At 48.8% G+C, this 18,915-nt stretch carries 18 protein-coding genes; 7 read left to right on the top strand and 11 right to left on the bottom strand.

Annotated elements, in window-relative coordinates; all coding sequences use genetic code 11:
* Nucleotides 1-84: 84 nt before the first annotated feature.
* Nucleotides 85-513 (bottom strand): hypothetical protein, encoded by a 429-nt coding sequence (locus tag ACGHM3_RS12640; protein ID WP_345422056.1) that lies wholly within the window; start codon nt 511-513, stop codon nt 85-87.
* A 129-nt stretch (nt 514-642) separates the two neighbouring features.
* Complete coding sequence (locus tag ACGHM3_RS12645; RefSeq protein WP_345422059.1) at nt 643-882, bottom strand: helix-turn-helix transcriptional regulator; 240 nt, start codon at nt 880-882, stop codon at nt 643-645.
* A gap of 82 nt (nt 883-964) precedes the next feature.
* Here ACGHM3_RS12645 and ACGHM3_RS12650 point away from each other — a divergent pair, with 82 nt between their 5' ends.
* The 7 genes from ACGHM3_RS12650 (at nt 965) to ACGHM3_RS12680 (ending at nt 9,929) form a co-directional block, all read left to right on the top strand.
* Nucleotides 965-1,504, top strand: a complete 540-nt coding sequence (locus ACGHM3_RS12650) for a hypothetical protein (protein ID WP_345422062.1) — start codon at nt 965-967, stop codon at nt 1,502-1,504.
* Between the two features lie 5 nt (nt 1,505-1,509).
* Nucleotides 1,510-2,943, top strand: a complete 1,434-nt coding sequence (locus tag ACGHM3_RS12655) for a DEAD/DEAH box helicase family protein (protein ID WP_345422064.1) — start codon at nt 1,510-1,512, stop codon at nt 2,941-2,943.
* Nucleotides 2,940-3,146 (top strand): hypothetical protein, encoded by a 207-nt coding sequence (locus tag ACGHM3_RS12660; protein ID WP_345422067.1) that lies wholly within the window; start codon nt 2,940-2,942, stop codon nt 3,144-3,146. Before ACGHM3_RS12655 ends, ACGHM3_RS12660 begins: the two co-directional genes overlap by 4 nt.
* Before the next feature lie 214 nt (nt 3,147-3,360).
* Nucleotides 3,361-6,375, top strand: a complete 3,015-nt coding sequence (locus ACGHM3_RS12665; protein WP_168450396.1) for a Tn3 family transposase — start codon at nt 3,361-3,363, stop codon at nt 6,373-6,375.
* Between the two features lie 195 nt (nt 6,376-6,570).
* Nucleotides 6,571-7,119: a biliverdin-producing heme oxygenase gene (locus tag ACGHM3_RS12670; protein ID WP_345426647.1), complete on the top strand. Its 549-nt coding sequence runs from the start codon at nt 6,571-6,573 to the stop codon at nt 7,117-7,119.
* Nucleotides 7,120-7,148: 29 nt separating this feature from the next.
* Complete coding sequence (locus ACGHM3_RS12675) at nt 7,149-9,458, top strand: ATP-binding protein (protein ID WP_345426648.1); 2,310 nt, start codon at nt 7,149-7,151, stop codon at nt 9,456-9,458.
* Between the two features lie 36 nt (nt 9,459-9,494).
* Nucleotides 9,495-9,929 (top strand): response regulator, encoded by a 435-nt coding sequence (locus tag ACGHM3_RS12680; RefSeq protein WP_345426650.1) that lies wholly within the window; start codon nt 9,495-9,497, stop codon nt 9,927-9,929.
* Nucleotides 9,930-10,053: 124 nt separating this feature from the next.
* Here ACGHM3_RS12680 and ACGHM3_RS12685 read toward each other — a convergent pair whose 3' ends face one another.
* The 9 genes from ACGHM3_RS12685 to ACGHM3_RS12725 all read right to left on the bottom strand — a co-directional run bounded on the left by ACGHM3_RS12685 (nt 10,054) and on the right by ACGHM3_RS12725 (nt 18,911).
* Nucleotides 10,054-10,212, bottom strand: coding sequence for a YqaE/Pmp3 family membrane protein (locus ACGHM3_RS12685; RefSeq protein WP_345426652.1), 159 nt, complete (start codon nt 10,210-10,212; stop codon nt 10,054-10,056).
* Nucleotides 10,213-10,350: 138 nt separating this feature from the next.
* Nucleotides 10,351-10,740 (bottom strand): cytidine deaminase, encoded by a 390-nt coding sequence (gene cdd / locus ACGHM3_RS12690; protein WP_345426654.1) that lies wholly within the window; start codon nt 10,738-10,740, stop codon nt 10,351-10,353.
* A 25-nt stretch (nt 10,741-10,765) separates the two neighbouring features.
* Nucleotides 10,766-12,754 carry a transglutaminaseTgpA domain-containing protein gene (locus ACGHM3_RS12695; RefSeq protein WP_345426656.1) on the bottom strand — a complete coding sequence of 663 codons (1,989 nt, stop codon included), beginning with the start codon at nt 12,752-12,754 and terminating at the stop codon, nt 10,766-10,768.
* Nucleotides 12,755-12,761: 7 nt separating this feature from the next.
* Nucleotides 12,762-13,754, bottom strand: coding sequence for a DUF58 domain-containing protein (locus tag ACGHM3_RS12700; protein WP_345426658.1), 993 nt, complete (start codon nt 13,752-13,754; stop codon nt 12,762-12,764).
* The gene (locus tag ACGHM3_RS12705) at nt 13,741-14,661 is read right to left on the bottom strand and encodes an AAA family ATPase (RefSeq protein WP_345426660.1); all 921 of its coding nucleotides are present in this window, start codon (nt 14,659-14,661) and stop codon (nt 13,741-13,743) included. The genes ACGHM3_RS12700 and ACGHM3_RS12705 overlap by 14 nt, the downstream gene beginning before the upstream one ends.
* 114 nt (nt 14,662-14,775) lie before the next feature.
* A complete protein-coding gene (locus tag ACGHM3_RS12710; RefSeq protein ID WP_345426662.1) occupies nt 14,776-15,990 on the bottom strand; it encodes an O-succinylhomoserine sulfhydrylase in 1,215 nt (404 codons plus the stop codon).
* 72 nt (nt 15,991-16,062) lie between these two features.
* Entirely contained in the window at nt 16,063-17,601 is a 1,539-nt protein-coding gene (purF, locus tag ACGHM3_RS12715) for an amidophosphoribosyltransferase (RefSeq protein WP_345426664.1), read from the bottom strand.
* 46 nt (nt 17,602-17,647) lie between these two features.
* Complete coding sequence (locus ACGHM3_RS12720; RefSeq protein ID WP_345426666.1) at nt 17,648-18,172, bottom strand: CvpA family protein; 525 nt, start codon at nt 18,170-18,172, stop codon at nt 17,648-17,650.
* Nucleotides 18,173-18,308: 136 nt separating this feature from the next.
* On the bottom strand, nt 18,309-18,911 hold the full coding sequence (locus ACGHM3_RS12725; RefSeq protein ID WP_345426668.1) for an SPOR domain-containing protein: 603 nt from the start codon (nt 18,909-18,911) through the stop codon (nt 18,309-18,311).
* Nucleotides 18,912-18,915 lie beyond the last annotated feature (4 nt).

Here is an 18,915-nt window from a genome sequence, read left to right on the forward strand (position 1 = left end):
GTTTAGCCGTCAGCCATTCAAAGCTGCCGGTATAAGTAAAAACAACGGATTTTGTCCCGAGCGAGTCAGGATCGGAGGAGTGTGTTAGATGCGCAGACGAAAGGTAGACAGCCAGGTATCAGTACCTGGATGGGCGGGCTGGGAGTCCAGATCCCAAAGGACCGGGGCAGGAGAAACTTGTTCAAAGTCGGGCCATAACGCGGCCAGAATAAAAAAGACAGCAATTGGCGGAGGATCGAGTGAGGAATGCGAAGTGAGCAGGACGGGGTGGTCTTCATCAATATTTACGTCCATGGAGATTTCCACCCCATAGTCGCAGCATTGCATCGCAGAATTTTGATGTTCAGCGACTGCCATCGATGAACTTTCTTCATCGCAGCAGCAATGCTCAATCGGCCCGCTGTGATCCATCATTTGACAGGCAAAAACCGACTGAACCTGCAGCAATAACGCGCAGAGCATCATGACGGTTAGGGCTCTCTTTGCCCAATGAGTGGATCGTAATTTATTCACATTAAGTTATTTAAGCCTTAAGCCTTGAACGCTATTCAGTTTAATCGAAATTCAGAGTGAAAGTTTTAGACATAGTTCCAAGAAACCCGATGCATTAGGGGTTCGCACCATGTTAATCATTTCGGTAAATCAACACTTTGACAAGATAATGCTGAGTCCTTCGTGTGGATCAGCGCCAATAGCTTCACAGTAGGCAACGAACTCCATCAATTCAATCTTTCGCCGATCTTGCTCCATTTTACCTACTACAGAGTGATGACGACCTACGATGTCAGCCACTGCTCTCAAAGACAAACCACTCTCCTCCCGTTTTTGCTTCATCCAGGTGCGCAGTTTGTCGTAGTGAGGTGAGTATGAGGACGGTTTCATTGTCTCGATGATAGAGACAAGGTAGAATGTCGCGAAATTCGAGACAATATACACGTCAATTTACGTCATGAGCATGATCCAGATGAAACCCGAACTCCTTCACGCACTTAACGAAATCCAGGGAGAGTCCTTCACCGTCGCCGAACTGACGACACACTATTTGGAACATCCCGAAAGCCTGCATAAAGGTAAAAAGCCAGCGAGGCAATTCATCTACCGGAATATGGTGCGAATGATGAAATCAGGTTTGATGGAAAAACTGCCTGACGATGGTGGGTGGCCAAGGTATCGGCTTACACAGAAGTTCAGATCACCTCAACCTGGAACACGAAGCAAAGAGTCATCCTCGACAACCCCCTCCCAAACGGTTTCGGTCGTCAAAACTCAATCGGCTCCACCCGGCAAGCCCGTCGCCGCGTTAAGAGAAAGGCTCAGTAAACACCGATCCGACATGTTATGTGCGTTGGGTGAGGCGGAGGAATACGAGTCTCTATGTAAGGAGTTGCCTGAACTCAGCGAGCAAGCACAAACTCTCTATTCGGAAGCCAGAGAACGAAGTGCTTTACTGTTGGGAAAAATCAAAGCGCTGGAAAGCCTTCTGTCATCTTACAGTCCCCGGTAATAGAAATGAAATTACGACGCTGGCAGCGCGAAGCTGTGTCACGCTGCATATCCCGCTTTCGCAATGGTCAAAACCATTTTCTATGCTTGGCCACTCCGGGTGCCGGCAAAACGTATATGGCGTCTACAGTTGCCAAAAGGTTGCTTGAAAACGGAGAGGTTGATTTTGTTTTCTGCTTCTCCCCCTCGCTCAATGTCTCCCTTTCCTTTCAGTCCACTTTGGAGTCTGTACTAGGGGTTCGTTTAAACGGACTGCTCGGCGCGAAAGGCAATGTATTAACGTACCAATCCATGCTCAATCTTGGCCAATCGTTCTGGTCATTGATGAAGACACATCGCACCTTGATAATCTTTGATGAAATCCACCATTGCTCAGGCGATCATCTCGGCAATGCCAACGCCTGGGGTCAAAAGATCATTCAGCACATTCAAGGTAAGGCAACCTATAGCCTCGCGTTAACCGGCACGCCCTGGCGTTCGGATCGGATTCCCATCGCTTTGACGTCGTATTGCCGGGAAGGAAAAGTCCATTGTGACTACAGCTATGGTTTGGCACAAGCTATCAAAGATGGCGTTTGCCGTACGCCCAAAATCACCGTAATAGACAATGAAAAAATCACTGTACAAAACAATGGGAAAGAAGATGTTTATGGATCCATTGGTGATCTATTGAAGTCCTCTCGGTGCACATACCAGCAACTTCTTGAAAACCTCACACTCATTCGATATTTGGTTGAGCAAAGCCACAAAGCCCTCAACACGTTAAGACGAGTTCAACCAAACGCAGGCGGGCTCATCGTTGCAGCTTCAGTGGAACATGCACTTCTTATCGCCTCAATATTAGAAAGCATTTGCGGAGAATCTCCCACGGTGGTGACGTATTTGCATGACGAGTCTCAACAGGCGATTCAACGTTTTCGCGATGGACAGACCCGGTGGATCGTCTCGGTCGGCATGATCAGCGAAGGCACCGATATTCCTCGTTTACAGGTCTGTTGTCACCTGACCCGCGTTAAAACGGAATTGTATTTTCGACAAGTACTAGGCAGGATTTTGAGGGTACAAAATACTGGCAACGAAGAAGCGCTACTCATCATGCCAGCCGAGCCTAAATTAATCGAATTTGCACATCGGGTCGCTGAAGATATTCCTGCTGCCAATACCGTATCACTCAAGACAATGGAGGGGAGTCTGCAACCGCTGTTGACCGACCAAGTAGAAGCAGAGACCGAATCCGGTACCAATAAGATAGATACAATTAAATCGAACGATACTGGTGAAGATCAAGAGTATCAGCCTGGCCTGTTATCGCTGGGGGAACTTGAAGAAGACAGTACCGCTCTGCCCTTTACCACTTTAGCGGAAGCCTACGAGACGACTCTGGGCCTATTCGGTCGTTTTCGAAAACGCATGATTAACTTTTCGCCGGTGATTGGATGAGTATCAACGAATGTCGTGAACCAATTGCTCGATTAGCGTATGAAAAGAAACGAAAGATCGCCAGTTTGAAATTTGCTGCTATCCGAAATAGATGCTGGACTAAAGAGGAATTTGGGCATGACCTTTCAGTAGTCGTGCTTCAGCGCTTGCCGGATGGAACGGTCCGACTGACTCAAATTATCCCTCGTCACACCGCCAAATAAAGCACCCTGAGCCGCATCGACTGCTTGCGTAATCTCACGCCACCTGCGGCGAGAATGATTATCATTTGCTATGGGGTACTAGGGATTTTCCGTCCAAAAACGACAAAAAACGCTGTAGCCCCCGCCATCCGTAGTCTCCCAAATGGTATTACTTTCTCTGAAGTCCATATTTACACCGATTTTGGTTAAAATTTAGCTTTTTTAGGCTAAAAATATGGCATATGAAGAACGTGTTCAGATCCTGTCTGATGCAGAACAAGATGATTTTTACGGCCCCCCAATTTTCACATCTAACGATCAACGATTCTTTTTCTCTCTTAACGACAAGGAACTGGCAGTTGGCAATAAATTCCGAAATCGTGGCCAGCGCTACATGTTTTTCTTGTTGTTGGGTTATTTTAAGGCTAAGCCTGTCGCGCTAAACCTTGGTTTTCATCAGATAAAACATGATCTCAAGCACGTCCACCAAACAGTACTACCAGGACCGGGCTTTAGGCCGTTCAATCTATCTCAGAAAGAAAACGAGCGGATTTACCAGCGGATATTCGAACTCTGTGAATACCAGCGCTGGAGCTCTAAAGGCCATGAATCTGCCTTGGTAGCCCACCTAATCAAGCAGGCCAAAGCTTGGTCTGCTCCGAGATACCTCTTCGATGCAGCCATTGAGTATTTGTCAGGGCAGAAAATTGCGATCCCAGCCTACAGCACACTGCAAAAAATCATCAGCCAGGTTGTTGGTCAGGAACAAGAACGGCTGATTACCCACGTAGAATTTGAGCTGTCTCCGGATTTAAAACAAGCATTGGCCACCCTTGTAAATGGTGACGGAACGCTTACATTACGACAGTTGCGTCAATATGCCCGTAACTTTACTGGTACCGAGCTGGAGAAGGAGCTGGCCGTACATTTCCATATCCAGCACTGGATGCCGGAAGTGAATTCCCTCTTGAGCGGACTATCGTTGTCCCAGAAAAATCAACAACATCTTGCTGAGCGGGTCGACTACTATGGTGCCAAGATGAAACGGCAGTCTGTGGGCAATCAGCGGCTTTATCTCCTGTGCTATCTGCAGTCCCGCTGGCAGCAGGCATTGGAGCGCATAGCTGATGGTTTTGTTCATCATGTCCGACAGATCAAGCAAAAAGCCAAGACCTATGCGCAGGAAGCAGTTTATAAGGACTGGCAAAAAGCTGCTAAAAATGTCAGCAAGGCGGCAGAAGTTCTGCACCTATTCATTGATGGCAGCATTGATCAACAGCAACCGTTTGGGTCGGTAAAGCAGAAAGCCCTGAAGCTTCTTGCGGAGAAAGACCTGGAGTCCGTCTGTCTGTTTCTGAATGAACAAAAGCGTTCCGTTGAAGAAGCTACGTGGCAGTATTATGACCAGAGAGATAGCTTAAGGGAAGGTTTGCTCCGGCAGCTGTTTCTTTGCCTGCGCTTCGAAGGCAGTGAGGGCACTCAACGCCTAGCAGCAGTACTGGATCACGCCCGACTTGACTTCTCAGCCCCAGGAGTCATCTCAACGGCAAATATAGACGGCCGGCTGCCACCCAAAAAACAGTTGCCTTTCTTGCAGGACGAGGGCGGAAATTTTAACCCAGGTCGCTACGAATGGTACCTGTATCTACAAATCCCTGACCGATTGAATGGGCAACTGACCTTGCCGAATGTCGTTAAATACCGGGCTTTGGAGGCTGATCTGGTGAGTCGAGGACGCTGGCAAAGAGAAAAGGCTGAGTTGCTGGATCAAACCCAGCTACCAAAATTGACCGCTGAACCGCATAAACTGATCGAGCAAATGGCCAGGGATCTGGAGATCCGTTTTCATGAGGTCAGTGATTACCTGGAACAAGATGATAACCGTAATATCATCCTGCGCAATCCCAAGGGTAAGCGCTTATGGCGGTTACCGACAGCGAGTAAAAAGTACCTGGTCAACAACCCCTTCTTCCAGCAGATACCGACGACGGGCGTCGCCGATGTGTTGCGCATGGTTGACCGCGACACAGGGTTCATTGATTGCTTTGAACATGTAATGGGTTCCCAGTCCAAGAGCCGAGTCCACGAATATGACCTGCTAGCGATTCTGGTGGGAAATGCGACAAACCAAGGCATCTACGGCATGGCTCAAATCTCCGATCGCACCTATGATCAACTCAGCACCATCCAGGCAAACTATCTACGACTGGAAACTTTGAATGTAGCCAGCGATAACATCAACAACGCGACGGCCAAGCTGCCCATCTTCAAGCATTACAACATCCAAGAGGATATTATCCACGCCAGTGCCGATGGCCAAAAGTTCGAGGCTCGGCGCGAAACCTTCAAAACGCGCTACTCATCGAAGTACTTTGGCACTCAGAAAGGCGTCTCGGCCATGAGCTTAATCGCCAATCACGCTGCCGTTAACGCCAGGGTGATCGGTGCGAATGAACACGAATCCCACCACATCTTTGACTTGCTGATGAACAACAGCTCCGAGATCATTCCGGATGTCCTCTCTACCGATACCCATGGGGTCAATCACGTCAACTTCGCTCTGTTGGATCTGTTCGGTTACAGCTTTGCGCCGCGCTACGCGCAGGTTGGCCGCGTCATCAATGAGATGTTTGATGTAAAGGAAGGGAAGGATCAGAGAATCCAGCTACACCTGAAAAAGCCCATCAACACCAAACGTATCATGCAGCACTGGGACACTATCCAACGAATCGCAGTGTCACTCAAAGAACGAAAGACAACACAGGCCACGTTGGTTCGGAAACTCTCCGGATACAAGAAAAACTATCCCTTGTTGGAGGCCCTGACCGAGTACAATCGCCTGGTAAAAGCGAATTACCTGCTTAACTACATCGATGATGCCAGTCTGCGCAACTATGTTCAGCGCGCCCTTAACCGGGGGGAGGCCTATCACCAATTGCGTCGAGCGATTAGTAACGTCAATGGGGATCAGTTCCGGGGTAGCTCTGATGAAGAAATCCAACTTTGGAACGAATGTGCACGTCTGGTCACCAACGCCATCATCTATTTTAACTCCAGCATACTCAGCCAGCTGCTTACCAGCTTCGAATATCAGAATGACGATAAACGAATACAGATAGTCAAACAGGCTTCTCCAGTGGCTTGGTATAACATCAACTTAAAGGGTATCTATACCTTCGAATTGAGTGAAAAGTTACCGGATCTGGAGGAACTGATGCGCACAATCGAGGGATATTTACCGGTTCGGTAATAGTAATACTCCCTGAGAGGCCACGGATGGCGGGGCTTTCAGCGATTTTTGTCGTTTTTGGACGGAAAATCCCTAGTACCCCCATAAGAGATGTAAAATAACGCGCAAGGCTGATCCATTGAAGCGAACTCATCGCACATGATGGGTTGCTAATGCAATAGCCGTTAACCATATGTCCGAAGGGGAACGACGCATATGTACGCAGAGCAGTTAAAAGCCAGCACAAGGCAGTGCCACGATTCAGTGGAACAGCAATTTACCCGACGTCTGTTCTCTCCAAAACTGACGGCCGATGACTATGCCTCGCAGTTAACCACGATCAGAAATATCTACGCCCTATTCTGTGATTTTGACTTCTCTGCCCAGTTGAAACCCTTCGCGGCCACCATTCCAACCAGGCTGGCTTTGCTCAACAAGGATTTGATCCATTTGCCGTCGCCCAATGAATCCCAATCTCCAGCGTTTGCGGCTAACAACCTGACCTCCTTGGATCATCGCGTGGGTGGGCTTTACGTACTGTTAGGTTCTGCTATTGGCGGTAAAATCATCGCCAAGCGATTACAGCAGCACGCGTGGGTTGATGCCGATAAACATCTGAACTTCTTTAAATTCGAGCACCACGACATCGCTCGGGAGTGGAATAGCTTTAAGGTATCTCTGGACGAACATATAGAAGTCCATAGGGCAGATTTAGCCACTGTAACCGCCGGCGCCAAGATGACCTTTGGCCTGTTCGCACAATAATATAAACCCACCTACAGCGCGTTAAACACATGGAATATACCTCGGTAACGATCGATAACTGCCACGAAGAGAAAATTCACATACCCGGATCGGTACAAGAATTTGGCTTTTTAATCGCTGCCTGCAGGAAAACCTTACAAATCGTAGCAGTCAGTGAAAATACTCAGTTATTGCTTGGCGAACCCGCCGCACAAACGGTAGACCGGCCGCTGGCCGACGTTTTGGGGGGCGAGGTGGTTGCGCTGATTAAAGAAAACCTAGATAACGTCCATACCATTAACCCCATAGCCAAAGATTTTCCCGACGGCGAATCCTACCATCTTGTAGCCAGTGTGGATGAAGACCATTTATTGCTCGACATTGAACTCAATTCTCGCGGCGGAAGTCAGCATTTCGAATCTCATTACCACCAACTAAAATCCTTCCTCAACACGATAATTAGGTTAGATTCCGTAACCGATGTTTTTCAGCGTGTATCAAGCGAGGTTAGAAACATCACGGGTTTTGATCGTGTGATGGTGTATAAATTCGATGAGGACTACAACGGAGAGGTTATCGCGGAGTCTAAGCGAGCTGATTTAAACAGTTTTCTTAAGCAGCACTTCCCTGAATCGGATATCCCGGCTCAGGCCAGGGCTTTGTACTTGAAAAATAGAATTCGCCTGTTGAGTAACGTTGACGGCGACCGCGTGCCGCTGGTACCTGCCGATCGAACCATAGACCTTAGTAACAGCAGTCTTAGAAGCGTCTCCCCGATACACTGCCAGTATCTGAGAAATATGGGTGTTAGCGCTTCCATGTCCATTAGCATCACACTAGGAGATCGCCTATGGGGGTTGATTGCTTGCCATCATTATTCGCCCAAGGTGGTGCTTTTTAACTTCAGAGAAACCTGTGCCTACCTTGGTCTGACGCTGTCGCATTTTATCACCGTGCGGGAGCGTGAAAAAATCAGTCAATCAGAGGCTGAAGCCCAGGGCTTATTAACCGCAGTACTCAATGACATCGCCTCAGAAGTCGATTATCTGTTTGGGCTCAAACGGTCTGCTAATAACCTCCAAAATTTGGTAGATGCACAAGGCGTGGCTTGGGTGCTGGATGGAAGTCTAGAATGCTACGGCGATTGTCCCAATTCATCGCAAATCCAACGCATTTACGATGCCATGGTTGCTAACCTAGAGCCGGACGAAACCTTTAGCGCGACCAACTCCATTGAGCGCATACTGCCCGGTATCAGCGACGAAACCAGCTCCATAAGTGGCGTGCTATTGCTGAGAATAGACGTAACCGAACGCCACTTCTTTATGTGGTTTAAGCCAGAAATCATCAAAACCAAGAACTGGGGCGGTAAACCAGAGAAAGTCATTGAATTTTTAGATGACGGCAGCCATCGGTTAATGCCACGTTCTTCGTTTACGCTGTGGAAAGAAAACGTACATCACCACTCTACCCCTTGGACAGAACAAGACAAAATATCTGCATTAAAGCTGCGCAACACGATTGTTAACTATGTGTTTCGCCGCACCAAAGAGATTAAGGAACAAAACAGTAAGCTGCGCGATAAGGTAGAAGAACGCACCTCAGAATTAAGGGCTGAAATCAACGCGCGTGTTTTAGTGCAAGATGAGCTAAAAAAAGCGTTAACTGATACCGAAATATCCAATAAAGAGCTGGAACAATTCGCCTACGTGGCATCCCACGATTTACAAGAGCCATTGCGTAAAATCCAATCTTTCGGTAGCCGGTTAGAGTCGGTTACAGCAAAATATAACGACCCTGAGTTGTCTCTGTATCTTACTCGTATGGTAGCCGCCGCCAACCGGATGCAAAGCTTAATTAAAGATCTATTGAGCTTCTCTAGGATCAATACCGAATCCAACCCGTTTGAGCCGGTGGATATGGACAGCCTCGTTACGACTGTGGTGTCTGACCTGAAATTATTGATAAGCGATAAACAAGCACGCTTTGAGCTGTCAACTTTGGGAACGGTGATTGGTGCAAAAACACAGCTTTACCGGTTGTTCCAAAATTTGATACAGAATTCCTTGAAGTTCTGCAAACAAGACGAGAAGCCAATTATCAAGCTGAGTGTTGGAAACAATACAGACGACAGCGTGACCATTTTGGTGGAAGATAATGGCATCGGTTTTGACATGCAGTATGCTAGCCGCGTGTTTCAGCTTTTTCAGCGGTTGCATGGGCGCTCAAGCTATGATGGGACAGGTCTTGGGCTGGCAATCTGTAAGCGCATTGTCGATCGCCACAGCGGCGATATTTGGGTGGACAGCCAAGAAGGTGTAGGAACTAAAATATACATAAAACTACCGAAGAACCAATAATCAACGCAAGCTGATAGCACCCAATCTGGAATAAGAATGACAAACGAACTACAAAGACGTCTGCTCATCGCTGAAGACGACCCAGACGACCAACTGTTGATAAGCGATGCTTTACAAGAAGCGGGGATTCCAGCACGCAACGTGCAGTTCTTTGACGACGGTAGAGCTCTGCTGGACTATTTGGAACAGCGAATAGACTTCAATGGTGTTGTTCTTATGGATCTGAATATGCCGAGAATGGATGGCAGGGAGGCACTGAAAACGCTGAAGCGTTCACCGAGGTTAAGGCACATTCCAGTAATGGTCCTTACCACGTCCAGTAGTGACGCGGATGTCCATCTAACCTACGCCACTGGCGGTAATACCTTTTTCACCAAGCCAACCCATTTCGATGAGTTGGTAAAAATCATGTCGTTAGTTAAACGCTATTGGGTTGAGCAAGCGCGCTTGGCTAAGCCGCCTGAGATGTGATACGAGATTTTAACGGGATTTCTCACTAGCAATTTATTGTACTGTTAAATTTACCCACTTTTAAATTAGTGCCGATAAACACGGTAGCCGCTAATTCAGCGGCTACCTGCTAGGTCAAATATACCTAGCGCTTGAGGATGATGTACACGGCGTGGATGATGCCGGGGATATAACCCAAAATAGTCAGCAATATATTTAGCCAGAACTGCAAGCCAATACCCACCTGTAAAAAAACACCCACCGGCGGAAGTATAATCGAAAGTATGATTCTTAAAACGTCCATTGCGCACCCCATATTTTGAAATGTTAGCACCCTATACGTGGCTGGCTTTGCGTGAAAGTCGCGAAGCAGCTTTAGGGCGGTCTTGCAGTGTTTTCTGCAAGCCTTGTGCCACTGGCGCTCTACTCTGGAAATGGATAATTAAAAATCGGAAAACGCATGGGGCAATAAATGATTTATCGTCGTGTCCAGCACGTCCTCGGAATCGCAAACACTGAAAATTCTGGTGTCGACCCCCTTGCTAAACTCACGAATAAATTGCCGGCAGGCGCCGCAGGGCGCGGTGGGCGTCTTGGTTGGTGTGTAAACGACTACCGTCTGCAACCCCCGTGAACCCTGGCTGATTGCCTGACAAATAGCGGACCTTTCGGCACAGATCGTTAATCCCAGCGAGGCATTTTCAACGTTCGTGCCGCTGTAGTGGTTGCCATCGTCGGTCACAACGCAGGCCCCCACTTTAAATTGACTGTAAGGCGAGTAGCTATTACTGGCGGCTTGTTTGGCAGCTTTTATTAGTGATTGATCGAGCACGAACTAGCTCCTTTGAGATAACAAATCACCGCGCTTTAAACTGTTCGATCTGGGTTTTTAGCGCAGTTAGGTGCTGTGGTTGGTTTTGATATGTAACTTTTTCAAAATTCAGTAGGATTTCTTGCAAACTTTTGGCTTGCCTGGGCAAGCGATGGCCGGCTCGTGTAAGAAATTGGCTGACGGTTTCCCCAGGCCGACGCACTAAACCTAATTTCGCTATTTTCTTTTCTAATCGCCGGATAGCTTTTATTTCCGGTGCCAAAGCGTTTGGTCTTTGCTTTAAATAGGCCAACAGTACAAAGATGGCAACGCATAAGACTATGACGCTAGACACCATGAACGCCATTTGCCAAAGGTTTTTGGCCCCGAAAATTTTTTGAACCAAAGACAATTGCCGGTCACTGTTGTAATTTAACACGAAGGTTTGCCAGCGATAGTTGAAAACGTCGATCTGTAAACGCAAGCGATTGAGTAGGTCTATATGGCGATAGGCTTCCATGGATAATGGGTTTCTGACAGACCGGTCAAACACTGCTCGCACCCCACTTCTAACTCGTTCTGGCGCAATGGCCGCTGTGGGGTCTACACGCTTCCAGCCTTCCCCCTCTAACCAGACTTCTGCCCAGGCGTGGGCATCCGCCTGAGAAACCTGGATAAAATCTTCAATTTTCTCACCGCCTTGATAGCCTGCTACAACCCGAGCGGGAATACCTGCCGCACGCATAAATACCACAAAAGCGCTTGCATAGTGTTCACAGTAACCCGCTTTAGTATTCCATAAAAAGTCGTCCACGCTGTCTCTGGCGAGCAGAGGTGCCTCTAAAGTGTAGGTATAGTCGCGGGTGATCATGGACAGGAAGCGATCAATGATTTGACCAGGTCTGGCGCCTTCAGCTCGCCATTTTTGCGCCATGGCCACGGTTTTTGAATTGTAGCCCTCTGGTAACGAGAGGTTGCGCTGACGAAACCAGGAAGGCAACTGCTGTGGCTCTATTTTGTAACTTAGCGTCGACTCAACCCGGTAAACCAAACGCTTAGCAATTGGGGTGTGGTAGATTGTTGTGAAATCGCGTGTTGTACCGCTGGCTCCTAAGGTGAGATCAGCCAATGGCAAAGCGTAGAGCCATTGTTGTTGGGTTGGCTCCAAAATGATTTGGTACTCAATGGGCTTAGATTCCCGCTGCGCACGGTTATACCAATCCATCGCCCTACCCTTGATGGACTGCCCCTGCCATTTAACTATGCCCCCTGCACTGGCAGAACTCCACCGGTTGAGGCTCCATTGCCGGCCATCAAATTCCGACATCACCAATCCACGCCAATACAGCTGTTCATTAGTTGGAATAGTATTGTTAAAAGTAGCGGTGAACGCTTTACCACCATCCTGCGCCAGACGTGATATGTCCCCAGGGGAGATTACGTTACTAATACCCGTTTTGGCCGTATTCTGTGGCAGTGGCACGCTCCAAAGAGAGCCAATACGAGGAAAGAAAAAAAACAAAAACAACATCACCGGCAGACATTGTATAGCTAGCCGAAGCCCTACCGCTAGGTTATTTTGTGTCTGGCGCGAACCATTTCGGTTGAGAGAAACCAAGGTTGCCAAAAGTAGCAAACTGCAAAACAAACCGTAGAAAAAATCAAGTGCAGTTTGGCCAAACAAGAATTGAGCTGCTGTGGTGAAGAAACAAAGTAACACCACGGCCATGGCGTCCTTTTGCCGATACATCTCCAACAATTTGAGCACCATAGACGTAATCAATAGCGCCACCATGGGTTCTAGACCGAGCAGTGAATGGTATAGCAGCTTTAAGCCCAGAATGCTGCCGCTGACCAGAATTAGCTTTGTCCATCGTTTTGGGATTGACCAGCGTCCTCTAAAGATTTGCACACGCCAAGTAATGATCAAACAAACCGCCAATATAACCCATACCGATAAATGTCTGGCGTGGGGAATAACCACGGCAAACACCGACAACAACAGCCAGGCAAGCGGTGTTTTATTAAGTTGCATTTGGTCGCTATGCATTGCCTGCCATCGTCCCTTCAGTGGATGCGTACAGCGCTAAGCTGCGCAGCACTTTTTGCAGGTGTGCAGGACCTGTACTGGCCGGGATAAACTGCCCCGGAAGTTGCAGTGAATATGGCTGACCCGTTTTTGACACTCTAAGTGCTTGGTAACACAAACACGAAAGCCTTTCTTCTAGGTCTTTGCCGGGCAATGAAGACCAATCCAATGCGATTTGCTGGCCGTGATGATCACTGTAGCGTTTGGTAAACAGCCCCCTACCTTGGGCGTGTTGTTTCCAAGCGATGTGTTTTAAGGAATCTCCTGGCTTAAAAGCCTTTAGATTTTCAAATTCCTCGTTGCCCTCCGTGGTTACGCTACCTTGTTCTTGGCTGCTTTCCATATCTGGCCGCATTGATGCCATCTCGCATTCTAATGGCCTTGGGTAAGATAATAATTCCAAATCCAAATCAATTAGGCTCCAGCAGCGCCAAAGTCCCAGGGGGTAACTAGATTCAATTTTTAAGCGCCCGGGGTCGAACCAACCGCGTCGCTGCAACTGACAGCTGACAACAGCATCCGTGCTGGCTTTGGCAGCAACATCTACCACACTGCTGGATTGCTTGGGCCAACCAGTAGCTATGCCGTAATGAGGTTTCGACTTACTGCTGAATTGAATTTTAATGTCGGTAGCATCACCTTTAAAACCCGGAACGGAGCCTGTTAATCGGACATGCAAGTGATGAAGGTTTTTAAATGTATGGATTATGGAAACCAAAAACACAGAAATCAAAAAATAGGCCAACGCCAGCGCTAGATTGTTTTCGTAGTTGGTTCCTAACAACCAAATTAACAAAGCTGCCAATAAAAAGAACCAGCCACTTTTGGTGGGCAATATAAACAGTTTTTTTTGGCTCAGAGATACACTGGCTTGGCGAGGAATGGTCTTTTGCAGAAACCGATTGAAATGGCGATTAAAAAGCGCTGTTAAACTAGGCCAAAACATCTACGTCGTTTAGCGCTTGCGTTATAAGGCTGATTGATGATTGGGCCTGTCGGTCGCCATGCCCTTTAACCCGGTGTCCTACCACACTGGGTAATAAGGTTTGTATATCGTCCGGTAGCAGGTGATCCCTACCGTGCAACCATGCCCAGGTTTTGGCGCATCGCATCAAAGACATGGCTGCCCGAGTAGAAATGCCGTGGGCGAAGGCTTGGGATGTTCTGGTGTATTCGATAATGCGTTGTACGTAATCCAGCAGTGCGTCGCTTACCAATACCTCACTGTGCGCGGAGTAAAACGTTTGCCAGTCCTCGGGTGCCACAGAACACTGTATGCCATTTAATTTGTGCCTTGGGTCATCCCCAACCAACAGCGCTCGCTCTACGTGTGCGTCCGGGTAGCCCAAGTTAATACACATTAAAAATCTATCCAGTTGAGATTCTGGTAGTGGATAGGTGCCATCTTGGTAAACCGGGTTCTGAGTCGCAATGACGAAAAACGGCTTGGGCAAGGGGTGGCTTTGGCCGTCAATGGTCACGTGCCGCTCTTCCATTGCTTCAAGCAAGGCGCTCTGTGTTTTCGGCGAGGTGCGATTTATTTCGTCGGCTAGGAGTAGCTGAGAAAAGATGGGTCCCGGACGAAATTCAAAATTGGCGCTTTGTTGGTGAAAGATCGAGACGCCTAAAATGTCCGCAGGCAGCAAATCACTGGTGAATTGAACTCGTGAGTACTCCAGCCCAAGCGCTTTAGCGAGACTAATGGCCAGGGTGGTTTTGCCCATACCGGGCAAATCTTCGATGAGTAGATGCCCTTGGCTGAATAAACAGGCCAGGGCCAGTTTTAGCTGGTGTTCTTTACCTTGGAATACCGCGCTGACTTGCTCAACAATACCTTTTACAAGGGGCTGCATCTACCCTTTCCCGAATCCAGACTGACTTTGACTTAAGCCTTAATAGTAGTCGATATTGGCAGAAACAACCTCTTGTTGTTGTAAAAAGCACAGCAACCAGCCGCCTTGCCGCACTTATTTTACGATGGCCGCTAAACCTCGTTGTAAATCGGCGATAAGATCCCTGCTGTCCTCAAGCCCAACCGCCACACGGATCAGGTTCTCGGTAATGCCAGCATCCATTTTCTCTTGATCGCTCAGGCGTCCATGGGTGGTAGTGGCCGGGTGCACGATGGTGGTTTTAGCATCACCCAAGTTGGCCGTTAAAGACATAATCTGGGTTGCGTTAATAAACCGCCAAGCCTGTTCACGTCCGCCAACCACTTTAAATGAAAGCACACCACCGAAGTCGGTTTGTTGCTGAGCGGCTAACGCGTGGCCCGGGTGCGATGGCAACCCGGCGTAAAACACTTGTTCGATCAACGGCTGCTGGCTGCTGCGCTGCTCATACAGCCAGCTGGCCAACGTCATTGCATTGCGGGAATGCGCATCCATTCTCAACTGTAGGGTCTCTAAACCTTTTAAAAACACCCAAGCATTGAATGGGCTCATGGTTGGCCCGCAGGTACGTACCACTCCCAGCACAGCGTCCATGTCCTCGGCGTTGCCCACTGCGGCTCCACCCACGCAGCGACCCTGCCCGTCGAGGTATTTTGTAGCGGAATGAATAACGATATCGGCACCTAACGACAATGGCCGCTGTAAGGCTGGGGTGCAAAAACAGTTATCGACCACTAAACGGGCTTTAGTAGCGTGAGCGATGTCCGCCACTGCGCCAATATCAATTACGTCGCATAAGGGGTTACTGGGTGTTTCCATAAAGAACAGCTGCGTATTAGGCTGAATAGCCTTTCGCCACTGGTCTATTTGAGTGGGGTTAACGAAGCTGATCTCAACGCCAAACTTACCCATAAATTTTGTGAACAATACCGATGTCGTACCAAACACACTGCGCGAGCAAATGACGTGATCACCGCTTTTAAGCAGTGCCAAGCAGGTGCTTAATATTGCCGCCATCCCAGAGGCCGTGGCTACCGCAGCCTCACCGCCCTCTAATGCTGCCAGCCGGTCTTGAAACGTTCTTACCGTGGGATTGGTGTAGCGCGAGTAGACATTACCGTCTTGTTCACCGCTAAAGCGTGCGGCGGCTTCTTCGGCCGAAGCGAAAACGTAGCTCGATGTGGTGAAGATGGGTTCGGAATGTTCACCTTCTGCACTACGCACCTGTCCGGCCCGCACCGCCAGGGTAGCTAGGTGGGCCTCGGCGAGAGGATCAAGTTCTTCTGTCATGAGTATTCTAGCCCAAGGGTTTATGTACGGCCCGGTAGTTTCTGCTGCAGAGCCTTTAGTAGCAACAATACGCTACCCAAAATTACTGTTATCGCTTTCGTTGTGAAGACCAATAACGGCGTTTTCATCACTACTGTCGATGTTCTGTTGCGATTTATTTAGATCGTTGCGAGCCGCATCTAGGCTATCTAGATACGCCTGATCCACATCGCCAGTGATGTAATCGCCAGTAAATACAGCGTCTTCAAAACGAGAGATTTCTCTGTTGCCATCCATGGAGGCCGCGTAAAGATCATCCAGTTCTTGGTAAATTAACCAATCGGCGCCGATCTCTTTGCAGATTTCCTCTTCGGTACGGTCGTGGGCAATCAGCTCGTTAGCGCTAGGCATATCAATGCCGTACACATTGGGGTATTTAACCGCCGGTGAAGCCGACGCAAAATATACCTTATTAGCACCGGCATCCCTGGCCATTTGGATAATCTGCTGGCAGGTAGTTCCACGGACTATAGAGTCGTCCACCAACAGGACGTTCTTACCGGTGAATTCTAATTCGATGGCATTGAGCTTTTGGCGTACGGACTTTCTACGCTGTTGCTGCCCTGGCATGATAAACGTACGGCCGATATAGCGGTTTTTGACCAAGCCTTCGCGGAATTTTACGCCCAGGTTCTGCGCCACCATTTGGCCTGCTACTCGAGACGAATCCGGTATTGGGATTACCACATGGATGTCGTGGTCCGGTCGCTCGCGAGCAATCTTAGCTGCCAAACGCTCGCCTTGACGCAGCCGAGATTTGTACACCGAGATACCATCCATGATGGAGTCTGGCCGAGCAAAATAAACGTGTTCAAAAATACACGGCGTTAGCTTGGTCTCTTCCGCGCACTGTTGGGCGAAAAACTCGCCGTCGTCGCTGATAAACAAGGCTTCACCCGGAGCTACGTCTCGAACCAATTCGTAGCCATTGACGTTAAAGGCAACGCTCTCGGATGCCACCATGTGGGAGACACCGTGCTCAGATTTCAGCTGGCCATACACCAGTGGGCGAATGCCGTGCGGGTCTCGAAACGCCACCAAGCCGTAGTTGGCAACCAGCGCCACCACTGAATAACCACCACGCACTCGCTTGTGCACGTTTTTAATGGCTTCGAATATGTCGTCAGCGGTGGGCACCAACTTGCCCAGTTTTTGCAGCTCATGGGCAAAAACATTGAGCAACACCTCCGTATCTGAATCAGTGTTTACATGGCGTAAATCCGATTTGTACAGCATTTCGGCCACTTCGGCCGTATTGGTTAAGTTACCATTGTGCGCCAGACCGATGCCATAAGGTGAGTTTACGTAGAAAGGCTGGGCCAGTGCCGGACCGGAACTGCCCGCCGTAGGATAGCGTACGTGCCCTATGCCAACGTTCCCTACCAGTCTTTGCATGTGTCGCGATCGAAACACGTCGCGTACCAATCCATTGGCTTTTTGCTGGGCTATTCGGCCGTTATGGCATGTCATAATGCCTGCCGCATCCTGGCCTCTGTGTTGCAGCATTGTTAAAGCATCGTACAGCTCAAGATTGACATTAGCATGCCCAACAATACCCACCAAACCGCACATAATGGCACCTCAAAATTTCTATCAATGAAGAAGCTATAAAGCTCTGTTATGGAACTGTAGATTCTAAAGTGCTGCTTTTAAAGCCCATTCCGAACAGATTCTTTACTGCTTCAAAAAGCTCTAACGTAACGCTTTTTAACGCAACAAAGTGCGGTATCAAAACGGATTCTCGCCACCAGCCATCGTCTTCTATCGGGATAAATTCCGGCACAATAATAACCAGGGCGACAATAACCAGCCCGCCACGGAATACGCCAAAAAGAAACCCTAAAAATCGATCGGTGCCACCCAGCCCCGTCACATTGACCAAATGAGCCACTAGGTGGTTGATTAGCCCGCCGACGACTAGGGTTACTATAAATAGGATAGCGAATGCTGCCATCATTCTCAGGGAAGGAGTTTCGATGACATCGGTTAGCATTTGCGCCAGTGGTTCTCTAAATGTGCCCGCCACGATTAATGCAACCACCCAGACAACTAGAGACAAGGCCTCCTTAACAAAACCACGCTTTAGGCTGATTAGTCCAGAAAATACTAATATAGCCAGTATCGTAAAGTCAGCCCAATTCATGTGTCTTGCCTGTCAACGTCATCGGTGGTCCGGAGCAACCAAGCGCGCGATTCTACCAGAGATAGCCTAGGCTCTGTAAACCGCTGCACCGAATAAATGTTCCCGTGAAAGAAGGTTCAAAAAGAAAAGATGCCACTTAAGGGGTGAGTTTTAGCACCAAGGTGTCGGCATTGAGTTTGTCGTCTAATGCAGACTTAAGTTTCAAAGCAGCTTCGCGATTGATGCTTGGCCCGACATACACTCGGTACAGTGCCTTGTCTCCCCGCACTACCCGCCGAGAATAAGCTCGGTAATCGTCGGCCAGCAAGGTGGCTACCAGCTTCTTGGCGCGCTCGTCCTCTGTAAAGCTGGCAACCTGCACTACCCAGGACTTTGGTAGGCCATTGGCATCTAGCCCATTTTGTTCGGCTTCAACGACTACCGGCTTAGAATTTGTAATCTCCTCAGCCGGTACATCAGCAGCAGGGTTTGACTCAGGCTTGGCCTGGGCTTCCTCAACGGCTGCGGCTTCTTCGGGCTCGGGCAGAAAGAGGCGTTCTTCATTGGGTGGCGGAGTGCTATTCGGCGGCTGCGTAGGCGCCTTATGGTTGTAGAGTGTGAAGTCTGGTTTAGCGGGAATCTGTGTTTGTGTATCGATGACCTGCTCTTGCGAGCGATCCAGCAATACCGGCAGAAACAGCACACCCACTGCCACCAAGACACAAGCACCAATAACCCGTTGTTTACCGCCACTATCCACTGCT

The sequence above is a fragment of the Halioxenophilus aromaticivorans genome (genome assembly GCF_042850945.1).
In the GTDB taxonomy this organism is placed as follows: domain Bacteria; phylum Pseudomonadota; class Gammaproteobacteria; order Pseudomonadales; family Cellvibrionaceae; genus Halioxenophilus; species Halioxenophilus aromaticivorans.

Bases quoted from the DNA above. Each gene is read 5' to 3' on its own strand.
- ACGHM3_RS12695 (WP_345426656.1), bottom strand. From the start codon at position 12,754: ATGCAACTTAATAAAACACCGCTTGCCTGGCTGTTGTTGTCGGTGTTT.
- ACGHM3_RS12720 (WP_345426666.1), bottom strand. From the start codon at position 18,172: ATGAATTGGGCTGACTTTACGATACTGGCTATATTAGTATTTTCTGGA.
- ACGHM3_RS12675 (WP_345426648.1), top strand. From the start codon at position 7,149: ATGGAATATACCTCGGTAACGATCGATAACTGCCACGAAGAGAAAATT.
- ACGHM3_RS12655 (WP_345422064.1), top strand. From the start codon at position 1,510: ATGAAATTACGACGCTGGCAGCGCGAAGCTGTGTCACGCTGCATATCC.
- purF (WP_345426664.1), bottom strand. From the start codon at position 17,601: ATGTGCGGTTTGGTGGGTATTGTTGGGCATGCTAATGTCAATCTTGAG.
- ACGHM3_RS12710 (WP_345426662.1), bottom strand. From the start codon at position 15,990: ATGACAGAAGAACTTGATCCTCTCGCCGAGGCCCACCTAGCTACCCTG.
- ACGHM3_RS12685 (WP_345426652.1), bottom strand. From the start codon at position 10,212: ATGGACGTTTTAAGAATCATACTTTCGATTATACTTCCGCCGGTGGGT.
- ACGHM3_RS12660 (WP_345422067.1), top strand. From the start codon at position 2,940: ATGAGTATCAACGAATGTCGTGAACCAATTGCTCGATTAGCGTATGAA.
- ACGHM3_RS12650 (WP_345422062.1), top strand. From the start codon at position 965: ATGAAACCCGAACTCCTTCACGCACTTAACGAAATCCAGGGAGAGTCC.
- ACGHM3_RS12670 (WP_345426647.1), top strand. From the start codon at position 6,571: ATGTACGCAGAGCAGTTAAAAGCCAGCACAAGGCAGTGCCACGATTCA.
- ACGHM3_RS12665 (WP_168450396.1), top strand. From the start codon at position 3,361: ATGGCATATGAAGAACGTGTTCAGATCCTGTCTGATGCAGAACAAGAT.
- ACGHM3_RS12645 (WP_345422059.1), bottom strand. From the start codon at position 882: ATGAAACCGTCCTCATACTCACCTCACTACGACAAACTGCGCACCTGG.
- ACGHM3_RS12680 (WP_345426650.1), top strand. From the start codon at position 9,495: ATGACAAACGAACTACAAAGACGTCTGCTCATCGCTGAAGACGACCCA.
- ACGHM3_RS12705 (WP_345426660.1), bottom strand. From the start codon at position 14,661: ATGCAGCCCCTTGTAAAAGGTATTGTTGAGCAAGTCAGCGCGGTATTC.
- ACGHM3_RS12700 (WP_345426658.1), bottom strand. From the start codon at position 13,754: ATGTTTTGGCCTAGTTTAACAGCGCTTTTTAATCGCCATTTCAATCGG.